The sequence below is a fragment of the Streptomyces sp. NPDC002896 genome (assembly GCF_040295225.1).
Classification (GTDB): domain Bacteria; phylum Actinomycetota; class Actinomycetes; order Streptomycetales; family Streptomycetaceae; genus Streptomyces.
In genome coordinates this window covers 14,972-37,789 of the sequence record NZ_JBEOVA010000049.1, presented here as the reverse complement: position 1 = coordinate 37,789, position 22,818 = coordinate 14,972, and the positions used below count along the sequence as shown (strand labels likewise).

Below are 22,818 nucleotides of genomic sequence, written 5' to 3'. Positions count from 1 at the left end.
TACTAGGTGGTGCCCGGTGAACCTGTCCCGACTCGACCTCAATCTGGTCGTCGCCCTGCGTGCTCTGCTGGAGGAGCGCAACGTGACCAGGGCCGGCGAGCGCGTCGGGCTGAGCCAGCCCGCGATGAGTGCGGCGCTGTCCCGGCTGCGCCGCCATTTCGACGACGAGTTGCTCGCCCGGACCGGCAACTCCTACGAGCTGACCCCGCTCGGCGTCGCCCTGCGCGACCGTAGTGCCACCGCGTGCGACCTGCTGGAACGGGTCTTCTCCAGCCAGGCGGACTTCGACCCGGCCGCCGAGACACGTGAGTTCACCCTGCTCGCATCCGACTACGGCGCGGCCGTCTTCGGCGCCGCACTCGCCCGCGCCCTGCACCAGGAGGCGCCCGGCATCCGGCTCACCTTCCAGCACCCGGCACCCTCCGTCGTGGAGCACACCGCCGCCGTGCTGAGCACCGTCGACGGACTGCTGATGCCGCACGGCGTCATCGACGGCTTCCCCGTCGTCGACCTCCACCAGGACCGATGGCTGTGCCTGGTCGCGGACGACCACCCCGAGATCGGCGACGAACTCACCCTCGACCAGCTGGCCCGCCTGCCCTGGGCCGTCTACCAGAGGCCCTACGACGCCCCGGCCGCCCGTCAGCTCAGCATGCTCGGCATCAGCCCCCGCGTGGAGGTCTCCGTGCAGACCTTCCAGTTGCTGCCCCACATGGTCGAGGGCACCCGCCGGGTCGCGATGATCCAGGAGCGCCTGGCCCGCAGAGTGGTCCGCTCCGCCGCGGTGCGCGTCCTGCCCTGCCCCTTCGAGGCGGTACCGGTGCAGGAGGCGATGTGGTGGCACCCGGTGCACACCCAGGACGCGGCCCATATCTGGCTGCGGCAGAAGGCCGCGGAGGTGGGCGCGACGCTGACGGGCCGCGGCCCGGAAGAGGCCGTCTCCGCCGTACAGGGCGGGGGGCCGGCACCGGAGCAGCTCTGATCCCGGCCCGGCGGCAGCCGGCGACCAGCGGAACCCTGCCCTCACGGCAGCGTGTGATCGGTGCGCGCCGGCCTCACCGTCGTCCGGTACGACGGTGTCCCTGGCACGCGTGACGCGGGCCGGGGGGCACCGTTTCCGGCACCCCCGGCCCGTCCGCTACCGCGCCCTCAGGCCAACTGCTCCGGCAACGGCCGGGGATCCGCTGCGCCCGCGCGACGGCGGGCCGCCAGCAGTCCCGCCGCGACGAGGGCGGCGGCCAGCCCGAGCACGCCCACCGCACCGGCGAGACTGCCGATCGCCGACTCCACGGCGAGCAGCACCAACGGGCAGACGAACTCGCCGCCGAAGAAGGCCGCCATCCACAGCCCCGTGCCGCGGCCGCGGTCCTCGAACGCCAGACGGGACATGGCACTGGTGAGGAGGGCGGGCAGCAGCATGCCCGTGCCCAGGCAGTTGACCACCGCTCCGACGACCAGCAGCGGGGCGTTGCCGGCGAAGAACATCACTCCGAAACCGGCCGCGCAGAGCGCGAGCACGGCGGGCAGCATCGGGTCGGGGGAGCGCTTCAGCCGGGCGAAGGTGACCGCTCCGGCCACGGTGGCGGCACTCGCGATCGCGGTGGCCAGGCCGATCACACCGGTGTCCTCCACGCCGAGGTCGTCGAGCAGGTACGACATCTCCACCGGGACGGTGTAGAAGACCATCGCCCCGAAGAAGGTGAGGGCGCAGATGCCTGCCATCTGCCGCCAGGGGAACGGACGGCGGGTCGTGGTCTCGGCCGGGGCCTCGTCGGTGGCCGCGCGGGCCGCCGGGGTGGGCAGAGCGGTGGCCATCAGCGGGGCGAGCACCAGGCTCACGGCGTAGACCCAGAAGGGCATGCGCCAGCCGGTCGCGCCGACGGCGCCGCCGAGCACGAAGAAGGCGGTGGCCGACGCGGAGGCGCACATGGTCTGCAGGGCGAGGTACTTCACCCGCTGGTGACCGGAGTAGTAGTCGCCTATCAGGGTGGTGCAGCAGGTCATGATGGCGGCCTCGGTGACACCGACCAAGGCGCGGCTGGCGATGATGGCGCCCAGCGAGTCCAGCCAGAGCGGAGCCGTGCCGAACACGGCGTACAGGAGGGTCGCCACGATCAGCAGGCGCTTGCGGCCCAGCCGGTCCACGATCACCCCGGCGAACGGGGCCAGCAGCGCCAGCGACAGCGCCGGAATGGTCAGCGCGAGGGGAACCAGCGCCTTGGCCCCCGGAGTCGAGGCGAAGGAGTCCTGCATCTTCGGCAGCACCGGGGCGATCAGCACCGCGCCCAGGATCGGCAGACAGCTGCCCGCCATCAGCAGGGTCACGCGCAGCAGATGGGCCGGGCCCGAGACGGGGACGGGCGACGGAGCGACGTCGTCCACCGCGGCGGGGGACGGGGGCACGGAACCAGGCATGGCGACTCCAGGGGACGGTGTACGGGAGCGGGCATGCCATCAGGGGCGCCGTCGGCGGCGCAGGGCATGCCCGGGAAGTCCGCACACCGGCGGCTGGTCCGGACGGCGGCGTGCGGGTAGGGACGACTATGGGCCGTCCCGGGGGCCGCCGCCATCCTCCACACGATCCGAATCCCGTATCCGGGTCATCCACCCCATGGATGGGCGGGGGATGGCCGAGCGGAGCCCGTGGTCCGAGTCGTGGTTCACGGGCATGCCGGAGCGGGTCCGCCGTCGCTGTGCCGGCGGACCCGCTCCCGGGAGTCGGTCGGGTGGCTCAGAAGGATCCGGGAGTGCGGCCGAGGGTGCCCTGGGGGTCGGCGGGGTCGGCGCCCTTGACCTGGCCGAAGTAGAGCTCGACCTGGGAGCGGAAGCGCTCGACGGCGCCGCGGTTCGCCATGAATCGCGCGAACGCGTCCGGGTCCGTGTTCTTGTACGAGGACAGGGGCTTGAGTCCGGCCGGCGGGGCGACGTCCTTGCGGACGGACCAGGTCCAGGTGGCGATGGCGTTCTTCTGGGTGGCCTGGGAGGTGAGCCAGCTCAGGAAGAGCTTGGCGCCGGCCTTGTGCGGGGCCTGCTTGAAGATGGCGCCCCGCTGCGCCCATGAGTTGAAGCGCTCGGTGTCGGAGAGGGCCGTGGCGCCGTTGGGGCGGGCGTCGCCGCCTACGGCGATGGAGGCGAGGTAGTCGCCGCTCGCCACTCCGGCGGCCGAGCCCGGGACACCGCGGATCAGCTTCGGGTTCTGCTTGACCAGTCGGGCCAGGTAGTTCCAGCCGTACTGGTCGACGATCTGCTTGTAGCCGAACAGCACGGCGTCGTCGTCGTTGGGGTAGGTCAGGATCAGCTTGTTCTTGTACTCGGGCTTCAGCAGCTCGGTGCCCTTGAAGTCACCAGGGTCGGCGGGGAGTTGCTTGCTGTTGACGATGTAGGAGAAGGCGCCGTAGAAGACGCTGGTGTAGTAGCCGTCCTTGTCCTTGGCGTTGGCGAAGACCTTGTCCCAGCCGACCGGCTTGTACTTCAGCAGGTCCTTGTCCTTCTTCCAGCGGTCGAAGTCCTGGGTTGTCTGCAGGATCGCGGCGTCGGCGACGAGGTGGCCGGTGGCGAGCTGGTTGTCGATGCGGGCGTCGTGGTACTTGCTCAGGTCGGTGACCAGATGCAGCTGGACGTCCGGGAACTGCTGCCGGAACGCGGCGGACAGCGAGTCCCACTGGCCGGGTGCGTCGCCGCCCATGTAGACGGTAACGTTGCCGCCTTCCGCCTTGGCCTGCCGGTAGAGCGCCTGGAGCTGGTCCTGTTCGCTCACGGCCGCGTGGTGGTGTGTGCCGGTGTTGGCCATGGCGGTCGTGGTGACGGCGGTCATGGCCAGGAGGGTGGCGACGGCCGCGCCGATCAGCTTCTTCGTGGGCTTCATGGCGATGTGCTGCCTCTCATGTACGAGCGTGCGTTTGAGATTTCAAACGTCGCGTTGCGGTGCACGCTACGGCAAGAGGTTTGAAGATTCAAACAACGAGGATTAAGGTGTGACCATGCCCACGACGCCACGCTGGCTGGACACCGAGGAGAGACGGGCCTGGCTCGCCTACGTCGAGTTCTCCACCCTGCTGTCCGACCACCTGAACCGCCAACTGCGCAAAGACGCGGGGATGACACACGCCGACTACACCCTGCTCGCCCACCTCTCCTCCGTCCCGGACCAGGCCCTGACCATGTCCGAGCTGGCCGAGCGCCTGAAGATCACCCGCAGTCGACTCACCCATGCCGTGACCCGCCTCCAGCAGACCGGTTACGTGGACCGCCGGGACGATCCGGCGAACCGGCGCAACCAGCTCGCCGTGCTGACCGCGCAGGGGCGTCAGCTTCTGGAGCAGGCAGCCCCCGGTCACGTCGAGGCCGTGCGCCGCGCCGTCTTCGACGCGCTGACCCCTGAACAGGTGCGCCAGTTCGCGGAGATCGGCGAGGCTATCAATGCCGCACTTCTACACGTGGACACCACTGAGGACGACCAGGAGGTGCTTCCCTGGCGCCGACGGTAGGGCGGTCCGATCTCGCTCGGTACGGCAGGTGTCCCAGCAGTAGGGGTCGATGCGCCACGCGGACCACGTGCGGGTCTCCGGTCCGGGGTGGACGAACAGCTGGTCGAGGTCGAGGGGTGCCCCGCGCCGTTGTTCTCCTTTGAGCTGCTCATCGGTGCCACGACGGGATTTCCTGAGGCGGGGGAGGGGGCCTGGGCCGTGTTACGAGGGTGTTTGCACAGCGAGGAAGACAAGCAGGAAGACAATAGTCAACAGGAATGTGAGTTCGTGCTCACATCTATGGTGAGGTCGAACTTGCAGACGCGACATGGCGAGTCAGGTCCTCTGCACGCACTCTTTCGCGACGGCGAGCCGAGCCGTCAGCGGTCTTCCGGTGTGCTGAGGAGGTAGGAGATGGCCGCCGTCTGCAGTCGGCTGCGCAGTTCGTTCCACGGCAGCGGGCGGTCGGACTCCAGGAACTCGCCCTGGGTGACCCGGTGCGCCAGCGTGGCGTAGGTCAGGCGGTAGGCGAAGTCCAGCGCGGCCGCGCGGTCCGGGTGGGCGATGGGTACGTGGTCCAGGGCCGCGGCGAAGCGGCGGTTGCCCTCGATGCTGACCCGTGAGCCCTCCGACCGCGCCCCTTCGTGCCGGGTACCGAGCAGCAGGAAGACGCGCAACAGGGCTTCGTGCGACTGGAACGCGTCGGCGAGCGCCCCGACGGCCTCGGCGATGGCGACCGCAGGATCGCGCAGGATGCGCAGCCGTTCCACGGATGAGCGCCGGGCGATCTCGGCCAGGAGGTTCTCGGTGAAGGCGTGCTGGATCGCCAGCAGCAGCCCCTCCTTGTCGCCGAACCGGCGATAGATGGACCCGACCGCCATGCCGGCCCGCTCGGCGACGGCGGCCACCGTCAGTGCGTCCACCCCGCCCTCTTCGAGCAGCGCGTACCCGGCCTCCAGGATGTCCTGCTGCGAACGGCGGCTGCGTTCCTGGAGGGCGGCAGGTCGGCGGGCGGTGGGCTCTGTCACTTGCGCATTTTATCGACGGGGCTCTTGACGTCCACGTTGCGTGCATGTGAACCTCGGCTCACATTGAATGTGAATTGAAACTCACATACCTGCTCTGCGACTCGACGCGACTGCGTCCCACCCTTCCCACCTCACCCCTCGCAACGGCGCGGGGCTGTACCTGGAGGTGTTTCATGGCTCCGCTCTACGACATCGCCGTTGTCGGCTACGGACCGACCGGCTTGACCGCCGCGTCCCTGCTGGGCCGGCTCGGCCACCGGGTCGTGGTCTGCGAACGCTGGCCCGCCCTGTACGGGCTGCCCCGGCTCACCCACATCGACGACGAGACCGCCCGCACCGTCCAGGCGGCCGCCGACATCGACGAAGCGCTGCACGACTCGTCGCTGTGCCAGTACGTGTGGGTCAACGGCAAGGGCGAGACCCTCGTGCGCATCCCGGCGACACCCGACGGCCCGATGGGGTATCCGGATCACATCTCCATGTACCAGCCGGACGTGGAGAGCGCGATCGACAAGCGGTTGCGCGGCTACGGCACGGTCGACGTCCGCCAGGGCTGGGCGGTCACCGGCCTCGAACAGGACGACGACGGCGTCACCTTGCGCCTGCGCGGCTGGAACGCCGACGCGATCAGCGCCGACGGCCCGCACGATCAGGTCCGGGCCCGCTACGTGATCGCTGCCGACGGCAGCCGCAGCGGGGTCCGGGAACTGCTCGGCGTGGAGCGTCAGGATTTCGGCTTCAACGAGCAGTGGGTCAACATCGACACCGAGTGGCTGCGCCCCCAGCCCCCGGAGTTCGCGTACGGCACCCAGTACTGCGATCCCGCGCGCGGGCACATGACCATCAACATCGGCCACACCCGTCAGCGCTTCGAGTTCGCCCTGCTGCCGGGCGAGACCCGCGAGGAGATGACCGCTCCGGAGACCGCCTGGCGGCTCCTGCGCCACTACCACGGCCTGGGCCCCGACGACGTGCGGATCACCCGCCAGCTCGTCTACGGCTTCGAGGCCCGTATCGCCACTCGCTGGCGGACCGGCCGGGTCTTCCTGACCGGCGATGCCGCCCACACCATGCCCCCGTACCTCGGCCAGGGCGCGTGCAGCGGCATACGCGACGCCACCAACCTCGCCTGGAAACTGAACCTCGTTCTCGGCGGCCAGGCTTCCGACGCACTCCTCGACACATACGAGACCGAGCGTCGCCCGCACGTCACCGCCATCACTCACGCGGCGATCGGCCTCGGCAGGGTCGCCAACACGCACGATGCCGAGGCGGCGGCGGCCCGGGACGCGGCCTTCTTCGCGGGCAAGGTGCCCCCACCGCCCCCATTCCCGCCGCTGCGCGACGGAGTGCTGCGGCCGGGAGCGGCGCCGCCGGTCGGCACCCTCACCCCGCAGGGCCGGATCCGCCTGGCCGACGGGCGCACCGGACGCTTCGACGACCTCACTGGATACGGCTTCACCCTGGTCGCCACCGAGGACCCCACCGCAGCCCTCGGCCCGGAGCGGCTCGCCAAGCTGGAGCGCCTGGGCTGCGCCGTGGTCGCACTCGACAGCGTCGACGACCTCGACGGGCGGCACCGCCCGTATCTCCAGCAGCTCGGCGCGGTCGCGTATCTGGCGCGGCCCGACTTCGTCCTGTTCGGCGCGGCGCCCGACAGCACGGACCTCGGCGCGCTCGTGGACGACCTCGACGCCGCGCTGTCCGGAACGGTCAAGGCGGCCGTATGACCACCGGAAACCCCGATGCGGCGGCGCCGTTGCCGACGCTGGTCGCGGCCCAGCACCGGGCCATGCCCTTCACCCGGCTCACCGACTGCGGCATGGACCCCGCCGACGCCCGTCGGCTGCTGTCCCACACTGCGGACGGGACGCCGTGGCAGGACGCCGCCGCGGCACTCGCGGAGAACCAGTTGGAGCGTGCCCGTCTCGCGGAGGATGCGGGGCACCGTACCACCGCGCGCCAGGCCTACCGATTCGCCTCCGCCGCCCTGATGTTCGCGCAGATGGCGCACCAGTCCGACACTCCTCAGAAGCGGGAGCTGTACGCCCGGCACACCGCCGCGACCACCGCTCTCGCAGACTCACTCACACCACTCATGGAACGCGTCGAGATCCCTCACCGCGACGGCGTCCTCACCGGCTGGCTGTGCCTGCCGCCGGGCGGCACGGCCCGGGCCACCGTCATCGTGTGGGGCGGGCTCAGCGGCTGGGGAGCCGCGTATCTGCCCGTCGCCGCCGCGTACACCGCGCGCGGCCTGGCATGTCTGCTCGCGGAAGGACCTGGCCAGGGCGAGTCGCGGCTGCGCCACAGGCTGTACGTCGATGAGCGTGTCGCCGAGGGCTTCGCCCGCTTCGTCGACCTGGTCGAGGCGGATTCCCGCCTCGGCGCCGCCATCGGAATCCAGGGCATCAGCTTCGGCGGCCTGTTCGCCGCCCACCTGGCCGCCGCCGACCCGCGCGTCGGCGCTGTGGTGGTGAACGGCGCTCCGGCGGTACCGACCATCCCCGAATTCCGCACCGCACGCGAGCAGATGGCCGCGGTGGTCGGAACCGACGACCTGAACCGGGTGGCCGAGGTCATGGCCAGCCTGCGCTTCGACCCGGACAAGCACCGGATCGGCTGCCCGCTGCTCCTGCTGCACGGCGGCCAGGACCCCCTCGCCCGTTACGAGGATCAGGAACCCTTCCTGCACGCCGCCGACCCCGCCGTCGCGACCGTCCGCATCTGGCCCGACGGCGAGCACACTCTGTACAACCACGCGGCCGAACGCGATGCGCTCACCGGAGACTGGTTCATGGACCACCTCGTCGGCCCGGACGCCCCGAACAGCTAGGACGATCAATGGACTTCACCGTTGAGACCGCCACCGACGCGGTCGTGGAGAGCTTCCGTGAAACCAAGGACGGACGCCTGCGGGAGGTGATGGAGAGCCTCACCCGTCATCTGCACGCTTTCGTACGGGACATCGAGCCCACGATGGAGGAGTGGGAGGCCGCGATCGGTTTCCTCACCGCCGTCGGCCAGAAGTGCGACGCGACCCGGCAGGAGTTCGTCCTGCTCTCCGACGTTCTGGGCGTCTCCATGCTCGTCGAGACCATGAACGGGGCAGAGGAGGGCACCGAGAGCACCGTCCTCGGCCCCTTCCACATGACCGAGTCCCCCCGCCGCGAACTCGGCGACCGGATAGACCTCCTCGGCACCGGCCGCTCGTGTGTGGTCTCCGGTCGGGTGCTCGGCGCCGACGGCACCCCTCTGCCGGGCGCCGAACTCGACGTGTGGCAGTGCTCGGAGGACGGTTTCTACGACGTGCAGCAGCCCGACGTGCAGCCGCCGGGCAACGGACGCGGGCTGTTCCGCACGGACGACAAGGGCCGCTTCTGGTTCCGCACCGTCGTCCCCTCCCACTACCCGATCCCCACCGACGGCCCCGTGGGCCGCCTCCTCGAAGCCACCGAGAGGCACCCCTACCGGCCCGCCCACGTCCACTTCATCGCGAGCGCCGACGGCCACCGGCCGGTCACCACCCACGCGTTCGTCGCGGGAAGCCCGTACGTCGACTCCGACGCCGTCTTCGCGGTCAAGCGGGGCCTGATCACCGACTTCACCGAGTCCTACGACGAGCAGGACGCCGATCTCTTCGGCGTGGCCGTGCCCTTCACGCACGCCGGGTTCGACATCGTCCTGGCGCCGGCAGGGGAGACGCCGTGACGACCGAGACGCGGCCCCCCTTCACGTACGAGGCTCTGCCGATGCGCGTGGTCTTCGGCGCCGGCAGCCTGCGTGACCTGCCCCAGGAGGCCGAGCGACTGGGTCTGCGGCGGATGCTGGTGCTGGCCACTCCCGGGCAGCGTGCTCTCGCCGAGCACGCCGCCACCCTGCTCGGCGACGCGTGCGCCGGGCTCTTCACCGAAGCCCGGATGCACGTGCCGGTCCAGGTCGCTGAAGCGGCCCGCGCGGCCGCACGCGACGCCGGCGCGGACGGTTGCCTGGCCATCGGTGGCGGCTCCACCATCGGCCTGGGGAAGGCGATAGTCCTGGAGTCCGGCCTGCCCGTGATCAGCGTGCCGACCACGTACGCGGGCTCGGAGATGACGCCCGTCTGGGGGCTCACCGAGAACGGCCGCAAACGGACCGGCCGCGACCCGGCCGTTCTGCCGCGCAGCGTGGTCTACGATCCCGAACTCACCCTCCACCTCCCCGTGGACGTGTCGGTGACCAGCGGCTTCAACGCCATCGCCCATGCAGTGGAAGCCTTGTACGCGCCCGACGCCTCGCCGATCGTCTCCCTGATGGCCGAGGAAGGCGTGCGCTCGCTGGCCACCGCCCTGCCGGGCATCGCCGCCGACCCACTGGACCTCGACGCCCGGACGGACGCGCTGCGCGGGGCATGGCTGTGCGGGGCGTGCCTGGGAGCGACGACAATGTCCCTGCACCACAAGGTCTGCCACATCCTGGGCGGCACCTTCGACCTGCCCCACGCCGCCACGCACACGGTCCTGCTCCCGTACGTCGCCGCCTTCAACCTCCCCGCGGCGCCGAGTGCCGAACGGGCCCTCCGCCGAGCCCTGGCCACGGACGATGTACCGAAGCACCTTGCGCGGGCAACCGCCGAACTCGGTGCTCCGCGCTCACTCGCCGAACTCGGCCTCACGGAGCACGACTTCGACGAGATCACCGCCCAGGCACAGGCCCAGCCCTACGCCAATCCAAGACCGGTCACCGCGAAAGCCCTCCGCTCCCTTCTCACGGACGCCCTGCACGGAACCCTCGCGCCTTGACCGGGCCTTCTCGGGGGGAGGAGGAGTCGGTGCAGGATCTCCTCGCCAGCTAGACGGTGTCGACGGGGACCTTGGTGATGCGGGAGAGGAAGGGCGCGCTCATGGGACTGTGCTCGATCGCCTCGGGCGCGGCGCCTCTGGTGCTCATGCGGCCGGTCGTACGGCGGCGATCCGACCGTGAGCGGGCCGGCAGACCTGTCGGCGAGGCGTGCGGTGCTCAGCGGATAAGCTGAGGTCATGCCGTCCGCCCGCCGCACCGCCCGACAGAGTGAGCTATTGGAGCGTCTGGTGGCGCTGTTGGCGGCGGAAGGTTTCGCTTCTTTCACACTCGACGACCTGGCCGAGCGACTGCACTGCTCCAAGACCACGCTGTACCAGCTAGCCGGGAGCAAGCAGGACCTGGTGAGGGAAGCGGTCAAGCACTACTTCCGGACCGCGGCCGAGGCGGTCGAGAAGCAGGTGGCGGAGGCAGCCGCACCGTCGGACCGGGTGCTGGTCTATCTGCACGCCGTGGCCGAGCAGCTCAGGCCGCTGTCCCGGCAGTTCCTCGACGACATGGCTGCCTTCCGACCCGCGCGCGACGTGTACGAGGCCAACACGAGGCTCGCCGCCGACCGGGTGCGGCAGCTGATCACGGAGGGCGTGACCGAGGGCGTCTTCCGGGAGGTGCACGCGGCGTTCGTGGGCGAGGTCGCGGCCGCTACCATGCAGCAGATCCAGCGAGGCGAGGTGGCCGCGCGGACCGGGCTGAGCGACTCCGAGGCGTACGCGGAGCTGGCGTCGCTGATCGTGCACGCCGTCTCGTCCTGACCTGCCTCCAGCCGAGGGAAAACCAGGCGCCGACCTCCGCCCCACCGCCCCCACCACATCAACCGCCACAGCTTCCCGGGTTTCTTCGGTCCGGGCGGTCTTCGGCTCCCGCAGCTAGTACGCTGAATGATACTGTCGTACTCACTTCAGTATCATCCGGGGAGGCCCCGATGCCCGCCACCCGCACCATGCAGTCCCCAGAAGCCGCCGACCTCATCGATCTCACCCGGGCGCTCGCCGTGAAGGAGCTCGCTCCCAGGGCGGCCCAGGCGGAGGCCGATGAGAGGTTCCCACGCGAGGTCTTCCGGACGCTCGGCCGCGCGGGACTGCTCGGACTGCCCTACCCCGAGGAATACGGCGGCGGTGGCCAGCCCTACGAGGTCTACCTCCAGACGCTGGAGGAGCTGGCAGCCGTCTGGTCGAGTGTCGCCGTCGGGGTCTCCGTGCACTCGCTCTCCTGCTTCGGCCTCGCTGCGTACGGCACGGCGGCCCAGAAGAAGGAGTGGCTCCCGGACATGCTCGGCGGCGAGTTGCTCGGCGCCTACTGCCTGTCGGAGCCGCACGCCGGCTCCGATCCTGCGGCCATGCGCACCCGAGCCGTCCGCGAAGGCGACCACTATGTGCTGCACGGCGCCAAAGCCTGGACCACACACGGCGGTCACGCGGACTTCTACACCGTCATGGCGCGTACCTCCGACGACCGCTCGCACGGGATCTCCTGCTTCCTGATACCGGCCGATACGCCCGGCCTGACCGCTGACGCGCCCGAGCGCAAGATGGGTTTGACCGGATCGGCCACCGCCACCATGCACCTGGACGGTGTACGCGTCCCCGTCCACCGCCGCATCGGAAAGGAGGGGCAGGGGCTGCGCATCGCTCTCGCCTCGCTGGACTCCGGCAGACTCGGCATCGCCGCGGTGGCCACGGGACTGGCCCAGGGCGCCTTCGACCACGCCGTCCGCTACGCCAAGGAGCGGGAGACCTTCGGCAAACCGATCATCGAACATCAGGGGCTGGCGTTCGTCCTGGCCGACATGGCCGCCGCGATCGAGTCCGCGCGGGCCACGACCCTTTCCGCCGCCCGGCTGAAGGACCAGGGCCTGCCCTTCACCCGTGAGGCGTCCATAGCCAAACTGGTCGCCACCGACAACGCGATGAAGGTCACCACTGACGCCGTGCAGGTGCTCGGCGGTTACGGCTACACCCGTGACTTCCCCGTCGAGCGCCATATGCGCGAGGCCAAGGTCATGCAGATCTTCGAAGGCACCAACCAGATCCAGCGCATGGTCATCAGCCGCCAGCTGGACCAACCCGCAAGGGGAGCCATCACCGTGCTCGGCAAGGAGAACTGATGCAGCTCGACAACACCGCCGCCCTCGTCACCGGCGGTGCCTCCGGCCTCGGCGCGGCGACCGCCAAGGCGCTCGCAGACCACGGCGCGGCGGTCTACGCCCTCGACCTGCCGTCAAGCATCGACGGCGCCCCCGATGTCAAGGGCGTCACCTACGTCGGCGCCGATGTCACCGACGCCGAGCAGGTCCGGGCATCCGTAGCGACCGCGGCGGACGGCGGCGTCCCGCTGCGCACCGTGATCAACTGCGCCGGCATCGGCCCCTCCATGCGCATCCTCGGCAAGAAGGGCGTGCATGACCTCGCCCTCTACGCCAAGGTCGTCCAGGTCAACCTGATCGGCTCGTTCAACGTCCTGGCGCTCGCCGCCGAGGCCATCGCAGAGACCGAGGCGGACGCAGGAGGCCAGCGCGGCGTCATCATCAACACCGCTTCCATGCCGGCCGCCCGCGACCTCGCCCAGTACGGAATCCGCGTGTGCACCATCGCCCCCGGCATCGTGGAAACCCCGATGCTGGCCACCGTCTCCGAAGAGTTCCGCGCCTCGCTCGCCGCCGGCGTGCCGTTCCCGCGGCGCCTTGCGCGACCCGAGGAGTACGCGCAACTCGCCCTCTCGATCATCGCCCACGACTACCTCAACGGCGAGACCATCCGGATGGACGGCGCACTGCGCATGGCACCGCGCTGAACTGTGAAGTCGCCAGGAGCTTCTCCGCCTCGATGAACGGGTGCACCGTCAACGGGTCTCCAGCGTGGAACAGGAGGGGCAAGGGTGGCGTTACCGTGACGGCGGTACAGCAACGATCAAGGCGGATCAGCATGCACGGCGAGTACAAAGTGCCTGGGGGCAAACTGGTTGTGGTCGACCTCGACGACCACGAGGGTGTTCTGCGCCATGTCCGGGTGGCGGGGGACTTCTTCCTCGAGCCCGATGAGGCGCTCCTTGCCATCAACCGGGCGCTTGAAGGAGCCCCCGTAGCCGCAGAGGCCGCTGAGCTCGCCCGGCGGATCGAAGCGGGCCTTCCCGAGGGCACCGTCATGTACGGCCTCACTGCGGAAGGGGTTGCCATCGCCGTCCGCCGCGCTCTTGCCCAGGCCACGGACTGGACTGACTACGACTGGCAGCTCATCCACGAGCCGCCTCAGCCGCCTGCCCTGCACATGGCGCTCGACGAGGTCCTCACCGCAGGGGTCGCCGCAGGGCGCCGGCCGCCGACCCTCCGGGTGTGGGAGTGGGGCGGACCGGCCGTCGTCATCGGCAGTTTCCAGTCCCTGCGCAACGAGGTCGACGCCAAAGCCGCTCACCACCACAACATGACCGTCGTGCGGCGCATCTCGGGTGGCGGGGCCATGTTCGTGGAACCCGGAAACACCATCACGTACTCGCTTTCCGTCCCCGCCTCCCTCGTGTCCGGACTGTCGTTCGCCGACTCCTACGCCTACCTCGACGACTGGGTGCTGGGCGCCCTCGACGACATGGGCATCAAGGCCTGGTACCAGCCGCTCAACGACATCGCGACCGAGGCGGGCAAGATTGCCGGAGCCGCGCAGAAGCGTGTGGTCGGCCACGACGGCGGTCCGGGCGCAGTCCTCCACCACGTGACCATGTCCTACGACATCGACGCCGACAAGATGCTCGAGGTGCTCCGCATCGGCCGGGAGAAGCTGTCCGGCAAAGGCATCGGCAGTGCCAAGAAGCGTGTCGACCCGCTGAGGCGGCAGACCGGCCTGTCCCGCGACGCCGTCATTGACCGCATGATCGATTCATTCCGTGCACGCTACGGCCTCACCACCGGCCACATCACCCGGCAGGAACTCGAGCGTGCTGAGGAACTGGCCGTCACAAAATTCGCTTCCCCGGCATGGACCGGCCGTGTGCCGTAAGCGCAAGCTTGACTTCTCCCCCTCGGGGTCGAGACCGCGGTGTTCGCCCAGACGCGGGCGATCTGCAGGAACGTCTCCGCGCCCTTGGTGTGCAAGTGCTCGGTGTCGCTGACCAGCAGAACCGAGGGAGCTGCGATATACCGTCATGCCGGTGCACCGTTGCCGCCAACGGCTGCGGCAGGATGGAGCCATGAGCGTAGTCAAGATCAACGTACTGACCGTCCCGGCTGAACAGCGAGAAACCCTCGAGAAGCGCTTCGCCTCCCGGGCGCACGCCGTCGAAAACTCCGACGGCTTCGAATGGTTCGAACTCCTCCGTCCGGCCGAAGGCACCGACAATTACCTCGTCTACACGCGGTGGCGCGATGAGGAGTCCTTCCAGGCTTGGCTTGAGGGGCCGATGAAGGCGGCACACCAGGGCGGCAGCGCGGAGGGCGGAGAGCCCCCCAAGCCGGCCGCCACCGGCTCCACACTTTGGTCCTTCGAGGTCGTTCAGCAGGCTGCGCCGAAGAACGCTTGAACTGTCCGCTGACGGTATGCCCGAGGACATCCACGGCACGCGACCGTGGTGGGCGGACCGGCCGCTCACGCCCTCACCATCCGTGCCAATCAGCCGGGTGACCTGCTCATCCTCTGTGCCGGAACGCGCCGGCACGGCCGCTCGCGCCCGGGTGCGGCGCCGGGTACTGGCGCGTGCCCAGGTGGCCGTGCCGGCGGTCGTCCACCGGTCGTCCCGCGCGCTGTGCGCCGCGGGCTGCGCGCTGACCTCGGAAGACTCAACCGACTCCAGTGCCGGCCGAAGCCGTTCAGGCGGGCTGGCCTGCCCCGGCATCACCCGGGCCTGCGACGTCGCCCGCGCATTCGCTGATCGCGTCCGTCACCGGCGCGGTATCTGCTGCTGGACTGGACCCGCCAGCCCGAGCGGGAAGTCTCGAAGCCGATGCAGAGCTTCTCCGGCTTCCTCCGCCAGGACCTCGACACCGTCATCACCGGCCTCACCCTGCCGTGGACTTCCAGGGTCGTCGAGGGGCACGTGGAGCGAGCGAAGACGATCAATATTGCTACTCGTGCGAGTTGCCGTTGTTGAGACCACCACCTGGACGGAAATCAAGGCCAGCGGAGACTTGCCGCCGATCCGAATGGCGCCGCGCTGAGGATGCCGCCTGGTTGGCGGAATCAATTGACGCCAGATGTTGTTGTATATAGCACGTATATAAGTTTCCCGGTCGCACTGTCGCTCGACTGCTCGGCTCCTGTTGATCGGGTGGCATGCCGCGCCGCTGCTGCCGCCGTCGAACCGAGCCTTACTGTCACGGGCCGCAGCGGCCGCGTGCAGGAAGAGTGACGTCAATGACAATGCTGCGTACGCGGACCACTTCGCACTGTTACATCTCCGGCTGGTGTTCGACGGCCTCGCACCTTCGCTGCGAGGGCAGGTACGCAGGGGCAGCATGCTGCTGCCCGTGTCACGGGCCGGCCGCCGTTGCCGCCACGGCCCCCTTGCCGGGCGAGTCGGAGAAGCGGAGGGTCTCCGAGGAGGCGGCAGCGTGTGCGGCATGAGCCATTCGAAGGGCAGTCATGGTCCTGATCATGATGCGGACGGGAAAGCGTCTACGCCTGCGGACTCGAATCGCCGACACAACAGCAGTGATCGCCAGGACTGAACCCAATGACCTGAGTCTGACGTTGGTTCGGTGTGAGCCGTCCAGGACCGAAGATCACGCCAGCTCAGCTGGTGCACCGCGGCGCGGAGGGAGGGGGGCGGTGAATAGGTGCTGGATCTCGTTGCAGGTGAGCGGTATCAGGCCATCGGGGCTGGTGCCGTCGTCGGCGGCACGGGTGACGGCGGTGGCGACCAGCGCGGTGACCATCCAGGGGTCGGCCGGCGGCCGCCGACGACACCCGCACACGCGAACACTTTGGTTGGGAAAGCGGTGATTTTTGCTACATTGAAAATATCTCTCTGTCTCTATCTGGTTCGATATTTGCTGTCACGAAGCAAAAGGGGGCGTGGCTGCGGAGCGTGCATGCCTTCGCTATCGGGCGCGCGAACAAGTGAAGCGAACCGGAGGCCGCGGGCGTGAACGTTCATGTAAAGCGATTCGTAGCCGTGGCAGCTGCGGTGTCCTTGGCTGCCGGCCTAGCCGCCTGTGGGGATACGGGCGAATCCGATGAAAGAAGTCTGACCATTGGGGTGCTGTCCCCGGGGCCGGCCGACCGCCGCTGGCTGGACTTCGACGAGCCATTGATCGCGGAGGCGATCAAGAAGCTGTGCGGAGATTGCACAGTGGATGCCGCCGAGGCTCAGGACAGCCCGGTTGCCCAGCAGCAGCAGGTGGACACGATGATCATCAATGGGGTCGACGTCATAGTTTTGATTCCAGTCGACGCCCGGTCGATCGGTGCCTCGGTCCAGAGGGCGCACCAGGCGAACATCCCGGTCGTCGCCTATGACCGACTCGCTGAGGGCCCGGTCTCGGCCTACGTCTCCTTCGACAACGTAGAGGTCGGCAGGGTTCAAGGTGAGGCGCTTCTCAAGGCGCTGGGCGACAGGCCGGACGGAGCCCAGATCGTCATGATGAATGGCTCGGATACCGACCCCAACTCAGCCTCCTTCGAGAAGGGCGCGCTCTCCGCTCTCAAGGGAAGAGTGAAGATCGGTAGGTCCTACAACACCCCCGAATGGAGAACCGATGTCGCCCGTGCGAACATGTCCGGCGCTATCGCCTCCCTTGGCCCAGACGGGATCGACGGCGTCTACGCGGCCAGCGACGGTCTCGCCACCGGCATCGTCTCTGCCCTGAAGGCAGCTAATGTGAAGCCTTTTCCTCCGATCACCGGACAGGACGCCGAGCTCTCTGCCCTCCAGCGCATCGTCGCTGGGGAGCAGTACATGACCGTCTATAAGAACTTCAAGGTGCAGGCCGACGCCGCTGCCAAATTGGCCCTTGCACTGGGGCGCGGCGAGAGTATCGATGATCTCGCCAAGGAAAGCGTCAGCAGCCGCACCGTCGAGGACATCCCAGCCGTCCTCCTGAGTCCGGTCTCTGTGACCGTCGACAACGTCGACACTGTGGTCAAGGACGGCCTGTACACGATCGAGCAGATCTGCACCTCCCGATACAGAACTGCGTGCGAGGAGGCCAGCCTTCTCGCCGGCTCCAGGTCGTAGCCGGCCGTGAACCGCTGGATGGAACAGCGTCAGGCTCGTATGCCCCGGGGACAGCTTCCCGCGCGGCGGAAAGGCGGGTGGACGCCGTGGCATCCACCCGCCGGTGCCGTTACACGCTCTGGCCTGGCCTACTCGCTGGTGTGGTAAACAGCGATCTCGGTCAGCGTCGGGGTGTACTGCTCCGTCGCGATCTGCCCGGTGAGCGCCACCCGGAGCCGGGAGGTCGTGACGCTGCCGAAGCCGGTGACGGTGAGGTCGTGACTGATACCTGTGTCGCGGCTCGCGAAGGTCACCCATTGGCCGGTTCCGGCGTCCCACCGCTGAAGTTCGAACGACTTCACCCGCGGGTTGGTGCCGGAGTCGGTGTACTCGTCCAGGTAGACCTCGTCGAACGTGGTGTCCGCGCCGAAGTCGATGTCGAGTGTGATCGGGTAGGCCGCGTCATCGGCCGCGGCCCAGCGGGTCGTAAGGTCGCCGTCGGTCAGCTTGTCCGCGGTGAGCGTCCCGTTCGCCCCGGGGTGGGTCGAGCTCGCGGTGACGGGTTTGCCGAGCGCGAGGTCGACCCGGTTGTCCACCTCCTCCTCGATGGGATCGTCGTCGACAGGGTTGGTGACCTGCGGGCCGACTCGGGTCTCGGCCAGGCCTATGTCCGGTGCGTCGCCGTAGTAGATGTGCGTGCCGAGGAAGTCCTTGGTACCCAGATGCGGGTTGTACCGGCCGGCGTCGATGAGCGGTGAGTCCTTTCGCAGCGCGAAGTGCGCCGCGGCCCTACGGATTCGGTCAACGCCTGCCCCGGTGACGTACTCGGCGGGGTCACCGACGAACCGCGGGTCGGCCCGGGACCCCTTCGGGTCGGCCGGTTCCTGGCTGGAGTGGGTGCCGCCGGCCTCGTAGTAGTCGTTGTTGGAGAACACGGCCTGGCGCAGGGCGCCGGTCCGGCGGTACCACGGTGTCGGAGTCGTCGTCGAGGTGTTGTAGAAGATGTTGTTCAGGAAGTAGACGCGGCTCAGAAACGTTTCGTCGTGGACGTAGTCGAGGTCCGCGCCGTCGTAGACGAAGGTGTTGTTCGTGAAATACGTCGGCGAGTAATTCGTCGACAGCATGTTCTTCACGAGCACGCCGTTGTCGTTGACGCTCAGGTTGTAGCGGGCCACCGAGTTGGAGCTGTTGCCCATATAGGCCATCCAGCCCGCCGCGTTGTCGTGCGAGTAGTTGAACTGGTACGTGACGTTGAAGTTCGTGTACTCGAGGTCCCAGGGTGTGCCGTCGAATTCGTTGTTCGGACCGCCGTAGACCTCGTTGAACTGCATGACCGAGTCGGCGCCGGCCCATAGGTAGAGCGCGCAGGACACCGCGTCGTAGCGCTTCAGATACCCGTTCACCTCGTTGTACTCGACCGTCATGTTCTTGGTGTTGGCGAGCTGGATCGCGCCCTGGCCGATGCTCTCGGCGTAGTTGTGGCCGATGTAGACGTCGCGGCTGTACAGGTCGCGGGTGCGCACCCACAGCTGTTCCCAGCCCTCGTGCCACTTCCCGTTCTCGTCGTACTGGCCGGCGTCCGCGCCGTCGGCCGCGAACCAGTTGAACGCGAACTGGACGGCGTGCAATTCGACGTTCTCGAAGGTGTTGTTCTCGATCCGGACGTCCTTGAAGTAATAGCCGCCGGTGCCGTAATCCTTGTAGCTGCGGCTGCCGAAGACCTGGAAGTCGACGGCGCCGTAGTGGATTTTCTGCCAGTAGCTCGGGCCGTCGATGTTGTGGACGTACACGTCCGAGATGCGGAAGTGGTCCATGATGCTGTCCGCGCCGTCCTTCAGGAGGTCGGCGTTGATCGACACCATGATGCCGTCGCGGACATAGGACCCTTTGGTGATGTTGGTCGCGAAGTCGTCGTCATTGGACAGCTCGACGTTGTTGATCTCCCAGTACTGCTGGTTGCGCAGCACGATGGCGCCGGTGAGGCCGACGGTGGCGGGATTCTTCGTGCCGTCCGCGTTGAACGGGCTCGGCACCTTGCCGTTCGTCGCGATGTACGGCCGGCCGGCGCTCGGGTCGCCGTACGCCGAGATGGTGATCGGTTTGCCCGCGCTGCCCGAGCCCTTCGGCCACAACTGCTCGTCCTGCCACTCCTCACCGGCCTTGAGCAGGATGCGGTCGCCGGGCCTGAACGTCGTCGCGTTGGCCTTGGACAGGCTGCGCCAGGCGGCCTTCGGCGAGGTCCCGGCCGCGTCGTCGTGACCATGCGTGGCGTCGATGAAGTAGTCCTTGCCACCCGTCATGTTCGGTGTGTTGCCCGGCCAGCTCGGCTTGGCGGCAGCGGGGGTGGGAGCGCGGTCCGGGGCCGCGGTGGCGTGCGCGGCGGGAACGAGCGATCCGACGAGCAGCGCGGCGAGCAGGGCGGTGAACAGGGCGCTGAGGCTCCCGCGGAGCGCCCGCGCCGAGAACTGCCGACGCGTTGGAGTCGCCTCGTTGACGGGTGGTGGTTCGGTGTCGACAGGATCGACAGGTCTCATTGCTGCACATCCTTTGCGTTGATGGCGTCCACCGCCGAGGTGTTGACTTCGATGTCGCTGCTCTTGACGCGGCGTTGGAGGAACTTGTTGAACTTCTCCTCGAGGAGTGACTGCCGGATTCGCTGGCGGTAGTCGGCGAACGCCTTGTCCTCGTCGACTTTCTTGCTGTCGAGCTCGTAGTAGGTGATCTGGCCGGTGCCCGTGACGGGGGCGGAGATCTGGCCCGGGGCGAGTGTGCCGAGCACTGCCATGAGGTCCTGGTCGTGGGCGTTCAGCCCGGTGGAGCCACTGCCGTCGTACGTGCCGGTCGTGAGCTTGGCACCGGATTCCCCGGGGGCGACGGCCGCGAGGCGCCCGGCGGCGGCCACTCGCCGTTGCAGGCGGGCGGCGTAGTCCGAGGAAGCGCCGGCGGGCACCGGCACGACGAGCTCCGAGTATCTGTACGTGGTCGCGTTGGCGCTCCAGGCGTTCCGGTCGGCGTCGAACGCATGCCGGACGTCGGCGTCGGTGACCCAGAGCGGTTTGCCGACGTCCGCGCTGAGGCGCTTCTTCAGGCTCGTGGTGAGCTCGGTGAGCCGGTGTGTGTAGTACTCCTCGGGGGAGAATTGCGCGACGCCGTAGACGGTCTGGCCCGCCGCGATGGCATCGGCACGGGACTGGTTCTCCTTGGCCACCCCGGCGAGGAAGTCCGCGTAGTCCACGGAGTCGATGAGCCCCTGCTCCTTCGCGAGGATGAGCGTGGTCTTGTCCCGCCAGATTTCATCGAGCGCACGGGTCTCGAGCCGCTGGAGCGCGGTCTTGTCACCGGCCTTCGCGTTCCAGTCGATCGCACCCCACAGGTGGTACTTGTTGCGCAGCTCGTTCTGCACGGTCGGCGCGAGCCGCCGCATGTGGAAGAGCAGTTCGTCGCGGGTCACGGGGTGCCCGTCGAGGGAGGCGACCTCGCTGGTGCGGTCGTGGCGGAGCATCGTCACTCCGGTGGCCACGAGCGCGGCGAGGGCGAGGCACACGCCGGTGAACAGGACGACGGCCCGGCGCGACGGCCTGCGGGAGGTGTTCGTCGTGCGGGGGGTGGCCGGTTTGCGGGGGGCGCTCGGCTTGCGTGAGGTGCTCTGCTTGTGCGGGGGGCCGGGCTTACGTGAGGTGCCCTGTCTGGGCAAGGTGCCCTTCATGAGGTCGCCCCGATCACAGCCACCCGGGCGACGACGGGCGTGTCCCGGGCTTGGGTCACCTCGGCCCGCACGGCGTCGACGTCGGCCGGCGGGAACGTCAGGATGCGCTGGTAGCCCACCGCGTTCGCCTCGGCGAGCGTCGTCCACCGGCCGTCCCGGTGGCCCCGTACGACGACGTGCTCGATGCGCTGCCCCTGCGTGATGTCCTCGCCCAGGACGACCGCCTCGACCGGGCGGGGCCGTCCGAACGCGAGTGTCACGCCGGGCAGGGGGTCCGTATCGTCAGGCCGCCACGGCGTACGCCCCGCGCCCGGCCACGCGGTCGCAATGTCGCCCGCGATCCCGGACGAGACCGTCGCGGTCGCCTCGATTCGCCGCGCCCGGAAGTCCTCGATGCGCCGCCCGAGCCGCTCAAGGACCGCCACATCGGTATCGCGCATACGCCCGTCCATGGCCGGCGGGACGTTGAGCAGGAAGCAGGAGTTGCCGCCGACGGCGCTCAGGTAGATGGTGAACAGCTCATCCACGGAGCGGACCGCGGCGTCCTCGGCCGGGTGGTGGAACCATCCCGGACGGATCGAGGTGTTGACCTCGGCCGGGTACCAGACCAGGTCGTCCTCGTGCCCGGCCAGCGCGGCTCGGCTGCCGTGGTCGCGGTCGTCGCTGCGCACGAGCCGGGCGAAGACTCCGTCGTCCGTCTTCTGCGAGCGGTCCGCGGTCCGCTCGGCGTCCTGCAGGGCGCGCGGGACCACGCTCCACTCGTCGGGGCGGGTGTCCCCGGCCTCGTTGCCGCACCAGCGGACATCGGGCCCGCACACGCTGATGACCGCGTCCGGCTGCAACTCGCGGACCACCGCGTAGTACCGCTCCCAGTCGTACACCTGGGTCTTGCCGTTGGGGCCCTCGCCGTTCGCGCCGTCCAGCCAGACCGAGAACACCGGTCCGTACCGGGTGAGCAGTTCGGTGAGCTGGGCGACGTAGAAGTCGTCGTACGCGGTCCCGGAGCCGTAGGTCGCCTCGGTGCGGTCCCAGGGGGAGAGGTAGATCCCGAACCGCAGGCCGTGCCGCTGGGCCGCGTCGGCCACCTCCGCGACCACGTCGCCCTGGCCGCTTCGCCACGGCGACGAGGCGACCGAGTAGGTCGTGACGTCGCTCGGCCACAGGCAGAACCCGTCGTGGTGCTTGCAGGTGAGGATCACGCCGGTCATCCCGGCGCTCTTGAGTGCCGCGACCCACTGGTCGGCGTCGAGTCCGGCCGGGTCGAAGGCGGCCGGGTCGTCGTGTCCTTCGCCCCACTCCCGGTCCGTCATCGTGTTCATGCCGAAGTGGATGAACCCGTAGAACTCCATTGCCTGCCAGGCGAGTTGGCGCTCGCTCGGCCCTACTGCGGCCAGTGCCCGTGCCTGTCCGGAGGTCGCGGCCGCGGTCACCGGAACCGCCGGTTGTACGAGGCGAGCAGGGCCAGCAGCCCGGCCAGCGCGGCGAGCATGACCAGGAGGTTTCCCCACCCGACCGTCGTTCGCGCGATGACCACGAGCGTGAGGCAGGCTCCCGCGACGAGCGTACGGGCGGTGACGAGCAATGCCGTACGCGTCGATTCCTTCATGTCAGTCATGACGGTTTTCCTTCCGCTGATGCCGCG

At 68.9% G+C, this 22,818-nt stretch carries 20 protein-coding genes; 12 read left to right on the top strand and 8 right to left on the bottom strand.

What is annotated here, in order from left to right; translation table 11 throughout:
* Positions 1-16 precede the first annotated feature (16 nt).
* Entirely contained in the window at positions 17-982 is a 966-nt protein-coding gene (locus ABT009_RS43265; protein ID WP_351307533.1) for a LysR family transcriptional regulator, read from the top strand.
* A gap of 167 nt (positions 983-1,149) precedes the next feature.
* On the opposite strand, the gene ABT009_RS43260 is transcribed toward ABT009_RS43265, so the two are convergent.
* Positions 1,150-2,415, bottom strand: coding sequence for an MFS transporter (locus ABT009_RS43260; RefSeq protein WP_351307530.1), 1,266 nt, complete (start codon positions 2,413-2,415; stop codon positions 1,150-1,152).
* Between the two features lie 316 nt (positions 2,416-2,731).
* On the bottom strand, positions 2,732-3,865 hold the full coding sequence (locus tag ABT009_RS43255) for an ABC transporter substrate-binding protein (RefSeq protein WP_351307527.1): 1,134 nt from the start codon (positions 3,863-3,865) through the stop codon (positions 2,732-2,734).
* Positions 3,866-3,980: 115 nt separating this feature from the next.
* On the opposite strand from ABT009_RS43255, the gene ABT009_RS43250 reads away from it, so the two are divergent.
* Positions 3,981-4,487, top strand: coding sequence for a MarR family winged helix-turn-helix transcriptional regulator (locus ABT009_RS43250; RefSeq protein WP_351307524.1), 507 nt, complete (start codon positions 3,981-3,983; stop codon positions 4,485-4,487).
* Positions 4,488-4,846: 359 nt separating this feature from the next.
* Here the strand turns inward: ABT009_RS43250 and ABT009_RS43245 are convergent, their stop codons facing one another.
* Positions 4,847-5,494, bottom strand: coding sequence for a TetR/AcrR family transcriptional regulator (locus tag ABT009_RS43245; RefSeq protein ID WP_351307521.1), 648 nt, complete (start codon positions 5,492-5,494; stop codon positions 4,847-4,849).
* Between the two features lie 173 nt (positions 5,495-5,667).
* Between ABT009_RS43245 and mhpA the strand changes: the two genes are divergently transcribed.
* The 9 genes from mhpA to ABT009_RS43200 all read left to right on the top strand — a co-directional run bounded on the left by mhpA (position 5,668) and on the right by ABT009_RS43200 (position 14,839).
* Entirely contained in the window at positions 5,668-7,224 is a 1,557-nt protein-coding gene (mhpA, locus tag ABT009_RS43240; protein WP_351307518.1) for a bifunctional 3-(3-hydroxy-phenyl)propionate/3-hydroxycinnamic acid hydroxylase MhpA, read from the top strand.
* Positions 7,221-8,330 carry an alpha/beta hydrolase family protein gene (locus tag ABT009_RS43235; protein ID WP_351307515.1) on the top strand — a complete coding sequence of 370 codons (1,110 nt, stop codon included), beginning with the start codon at positions 7,221-7,223 and terminating at the stop codon, positions 8,328-8,330. Before mhpA ends, ABT009_RS43235 begins: the two co-directional genes overlap by 4 nt.
* A gap of 8 nt (positions 8,331-8,338) precedes the next feature.
* The gene (locus ABT009_RS43230) at positions 8,339-9,205 is read left to right on the top strand and encodes a dioxygenase family protein (protein WP_351307512.1); all 867 of its coding nucleotides are present in this window, start codon (positions 8,339-8,341) and stop codon (positions 9,203-9,205) included.
* A gap of 41 nt (positions 9,206-9,246) precedes the next feature.
* Positions 9,247-10,275 (top strand): maleylacetate reductase, encoded by a 1,029-nt coding sequence (locus ABT009_RS43225; RefSeq protein WP_351307560.1) that lies wholly within the window; start codon positions 9,247-9,249, stop codon positions 10,273-10,275.
* A 237-nt stretch (positions 10,276-10,512) separates the two neighbouring features.
* Complete coding sequence (locus ABT009_RS43220; RefSeq protein WP_351307509.1) at positions 10,513-11,085, top strand: TetR/AcrR family transcriptional regulator; 573 nt, start codon at positions 10,513-10,515, stop codon at positions 11,083-11,085.
* A gap of 170 nt (positions 11,086-11,255) precedes the next feature.
* A complete protein-coding gene (locus ABT009_RS43215) occupies positions 11,256-12,437 on the top strand; it encodes an acyl-CoA dehydrogenase family protein (RefSeq protein ID WP_351307506.1) in 1,182 nt (393 codons plus the stop codon).
* On the top strand, positions 12,437-13,123 hold the full coding sequence (locus tag ABT009_RS43210; RefSeq protein ID WP_351307503.1) for an SDR family NAD(P)-dependent oxidoreductase: 687 nt from the start codon (positions 12,437-12,439) through the stop codon (positions 13,121-13,123). Before ABT009_RS43215 ends, ABT009_RS43210 begins: the two co-directional genes overlap by 1 nt.
* Positions 13,124-13,254: 131 nt before the next feature.
* Positions 13,255-14,319, top strand: a complete 1,065-nt coding sequence (gene lplAB, locus ABT009_RS43205) for a lipoate-protein ligase LplAB (protein WP_351307500.1) — start codon at positions 13,255-13,257, stop codon at positions 14,317-14,319.
* A 190-nt stretch (positions 14,320-14,509) separates the two neighbouring features.
* On the top strand, positions 14,510-14,839 hold the full coding sequence (locus ABT009_RS43200; RefSeq protein ID WP_351307497.1) for an antibiotic biosynthesis monooxygenase family protein: 330 nt from the start codon (positions 14,510-14,512) through the stop codon (positions 14,837-14,839).
* A gap of 1,198 nt (positions 14,840-16,037) precedes the next feature.
* On the opposite strand, the gene ABT009_RS43195 is transcribed toward ABT009_RS43200, so the two are convergent.
* Positions 16,038-16,190, bottom strand: a complete 153-nt coding sequence (locus ABT009_RS43195; protein WP_351307494.1) for a hypothetical protein — start codon at positions 16,188-16,190, stop codon at positions 16,038-16,040.
* 209 nt (positions 16,191-16,399) lie between these two features.
* On the opposite strand from ABT009_RS43195, the gene ABT009_RS43190 reads away from it, so the two are divergent.
* Entirely contained in the window at positions 16,400-17,491 is a 1,092-nt protein-coding gene (locus tag ABT009_RS43190) for a substrate-binding domain-containing protein (protein WP_351307491.1), read from the top strand.
* Between the two features lie 128 nt (positions 17,492-17,619).
* On the opposite strand, the gene ABT009_RS43185 is transcribed toward ABT009_RS43190, so the two are convergent.
* Genes ABT009_RS43185 through ABT009_RS43170 form a run of 4 tightly spaced genes read right to left on the bottom strand, consistent with a single transcriptional unit; the run spans position 17,620 to position 22,791 of the window.
* Positions 17,620-20,004, bottom strand: coding sequence for a discoidin domain-containing protein (locus ABT009_RS43185; RefSeq protein WP_351307488.1), 2,385 nt, complete (start codon positions 20,002-20,004; stop codon positions 17,620-17,622).
* Positions 20,001-21,176, bottom strand: coding sequence for a hypothetical protein (locus ABT009_RS43180; RefSeq protein WP_351307485.1), 1,176 nt, complete (start codon positions 21,174-21,176; stop codon positions 20,001-20,003). The genes ABT009_RS43185 and ABT009_RS43180 overlap by 4 nt, the downstream gene beginning before the upstream one ends.
* The gene (locus ABT009_RS43175) at positions 21,173-22,606 is read right to left on the bottom strand and encodes an alpha-L-fucosidase (RefSeq protein ID WP_351307482.1); all 1,434 of its coding nucleotides are present in this window, start codon (positions 22,604-22,606) and stop codon (positions 21,173-21,175) included. Before ABT009_RS43175 ends, ABT009_RS43180 begins: the two co-directional genes overlap by 4 nt.
* Positions 22,603-22,791: a DUF6903 family protein gene (locus tag ABT009_RS43170; RefSeq protein WP_351307479.1), complete on the bottom strand. Its 189-nt coding sequence runs from the start codon at positions 22,789-22,791 to the stop codon at positions 22,603-22,605. Before ABT009_RS43170 ends, ABT009_RS43175 begins: the two co-directional genes overlap by 4 nt.
* Positions 22,792-22,818 lie beyond the last annotated feature (27 nt).

What these genes read in the sequence shown, in the direction of transcription:
- ABT009_RS43215 (WP_351307506.1), top strand. Translation starts at nt 11,256, where the DNA reads ATGCCCGCCACCCGCACCATGCAGTCCCCAGAAGCCGCCGACCTCATC.
- ABT009_RS43230 (WP_351307512.1), top strand. Translation starts at nt 8,339, where the DNA reads ATGGACTTCACCGTTGAGACCGCCACCGACGCGGTCGTGGAGAGCTTC.
- ABT009_RS43170 (WP_351307479.1), bottom strand. Translation starts at nt 22,791, where the DNA reads ATGACTGACATGAAGGAATCGACGCGTACGGCATTGCTCGTCACCGCC.
- mhpA (WP_351307518.1), top strand. Translation starts at nt 5,668, where the DNA reads ATGGCTCCGCTCTACGACATCGCCGTTGTCGGCTACGGACCGACCGGC.
- ABT009_RS43195 (WP_351307494.1), bottom strand. Translation starts at nt 16,190, where the DNA reads ATGGTCACCGCGCTGGTCGCCACCGCCGTCACCCGTGCCGCCGACGAC.
- lplAB (WP_351307500.1), top strand. Translation starts at nt 13,255, where the DNA reads ATGCACGGCGAGTACAAAGTGCCTGGGGGCAAACTGGTTGTGGTCGAC.
- ABT009_RS43225 (WP_351307560.1), top strand. Translation starts at nt 9,247, where the DNA reads ATGCGCGTGGTCTTCGGCGCCGGCAGCCTGCGTGACCTGCCCCAGGAG.
- ABT009_RS43260 (WP_351307530.1), bottom strand. Translation starts at nt 2,415, where the DNA reads ATGCCTGGTTCCGTGCCCCCGTCCCCCGCCGCGGTGGACGACGTCGCT.
- ABT009_RS43220 (WP_351307509.1), top strand. Translation starts at nt 10,513, where the DNA reads ATGCCGTCCGCCCGCCGCACCGCCCGACAGAGTGAGCTATTGGAGCGT.
- ABT009_RS43210 (WP_351307503.1), top strand. Translation starts at nt 12,437, where the DNA reads ATGCAGCTCGACAACACCGCCGCCCTCGTCACCGGCGGTGCCTCCGGC.
- ABT009_RS43185 (WP_351307488.1), bottom strand. Translation starts at nt 20,004, where the DNA reads ATGAGACCTGTCGATCCTGTCGACACCGAACCACCACCCGTCAACGAG.
- ABT009_RS43250 (WP_351307524.1), top strand. Translation starts at nt 3,981, where the DNA reads ATGCCCACGACGCCACGCTGGCTGGACACCGAGGAGAGACGGGCCTGG.
- ABT009_RS43255 (WP_351307527.1), bottom strand. Translation starts at nt 3,865, where the DNA reads ATGAAGCCCACGAAGAAGCTGATCGGCGCGGCCGTCGCCACCCTCCTG.
- ABT009_RS43200 (WP_351307497.1), top strand. Translation starts at nt 14,510, where the DNA reads ATGAGCGTAGTCAAGATCAACGTACTGACCGTCCCGGCTGAACAGCGA.
- ABT009_RS43235 (WP_351307515.1), top strand. Translation starts at nt 7,221, where the DNA reads ATGACCACCGGAAACCCCGATGCGGCGGCGCCGTTGCCGACGCTGGTC.
- ABT009_RS43180 (WP_351307485.1), bottom strand. Translation starts at nt 21,176, where the DNA reads ATGAAGGGCACCTTGCCCAGACAGGGCACCTCACGTAAGCCCGGCCCC.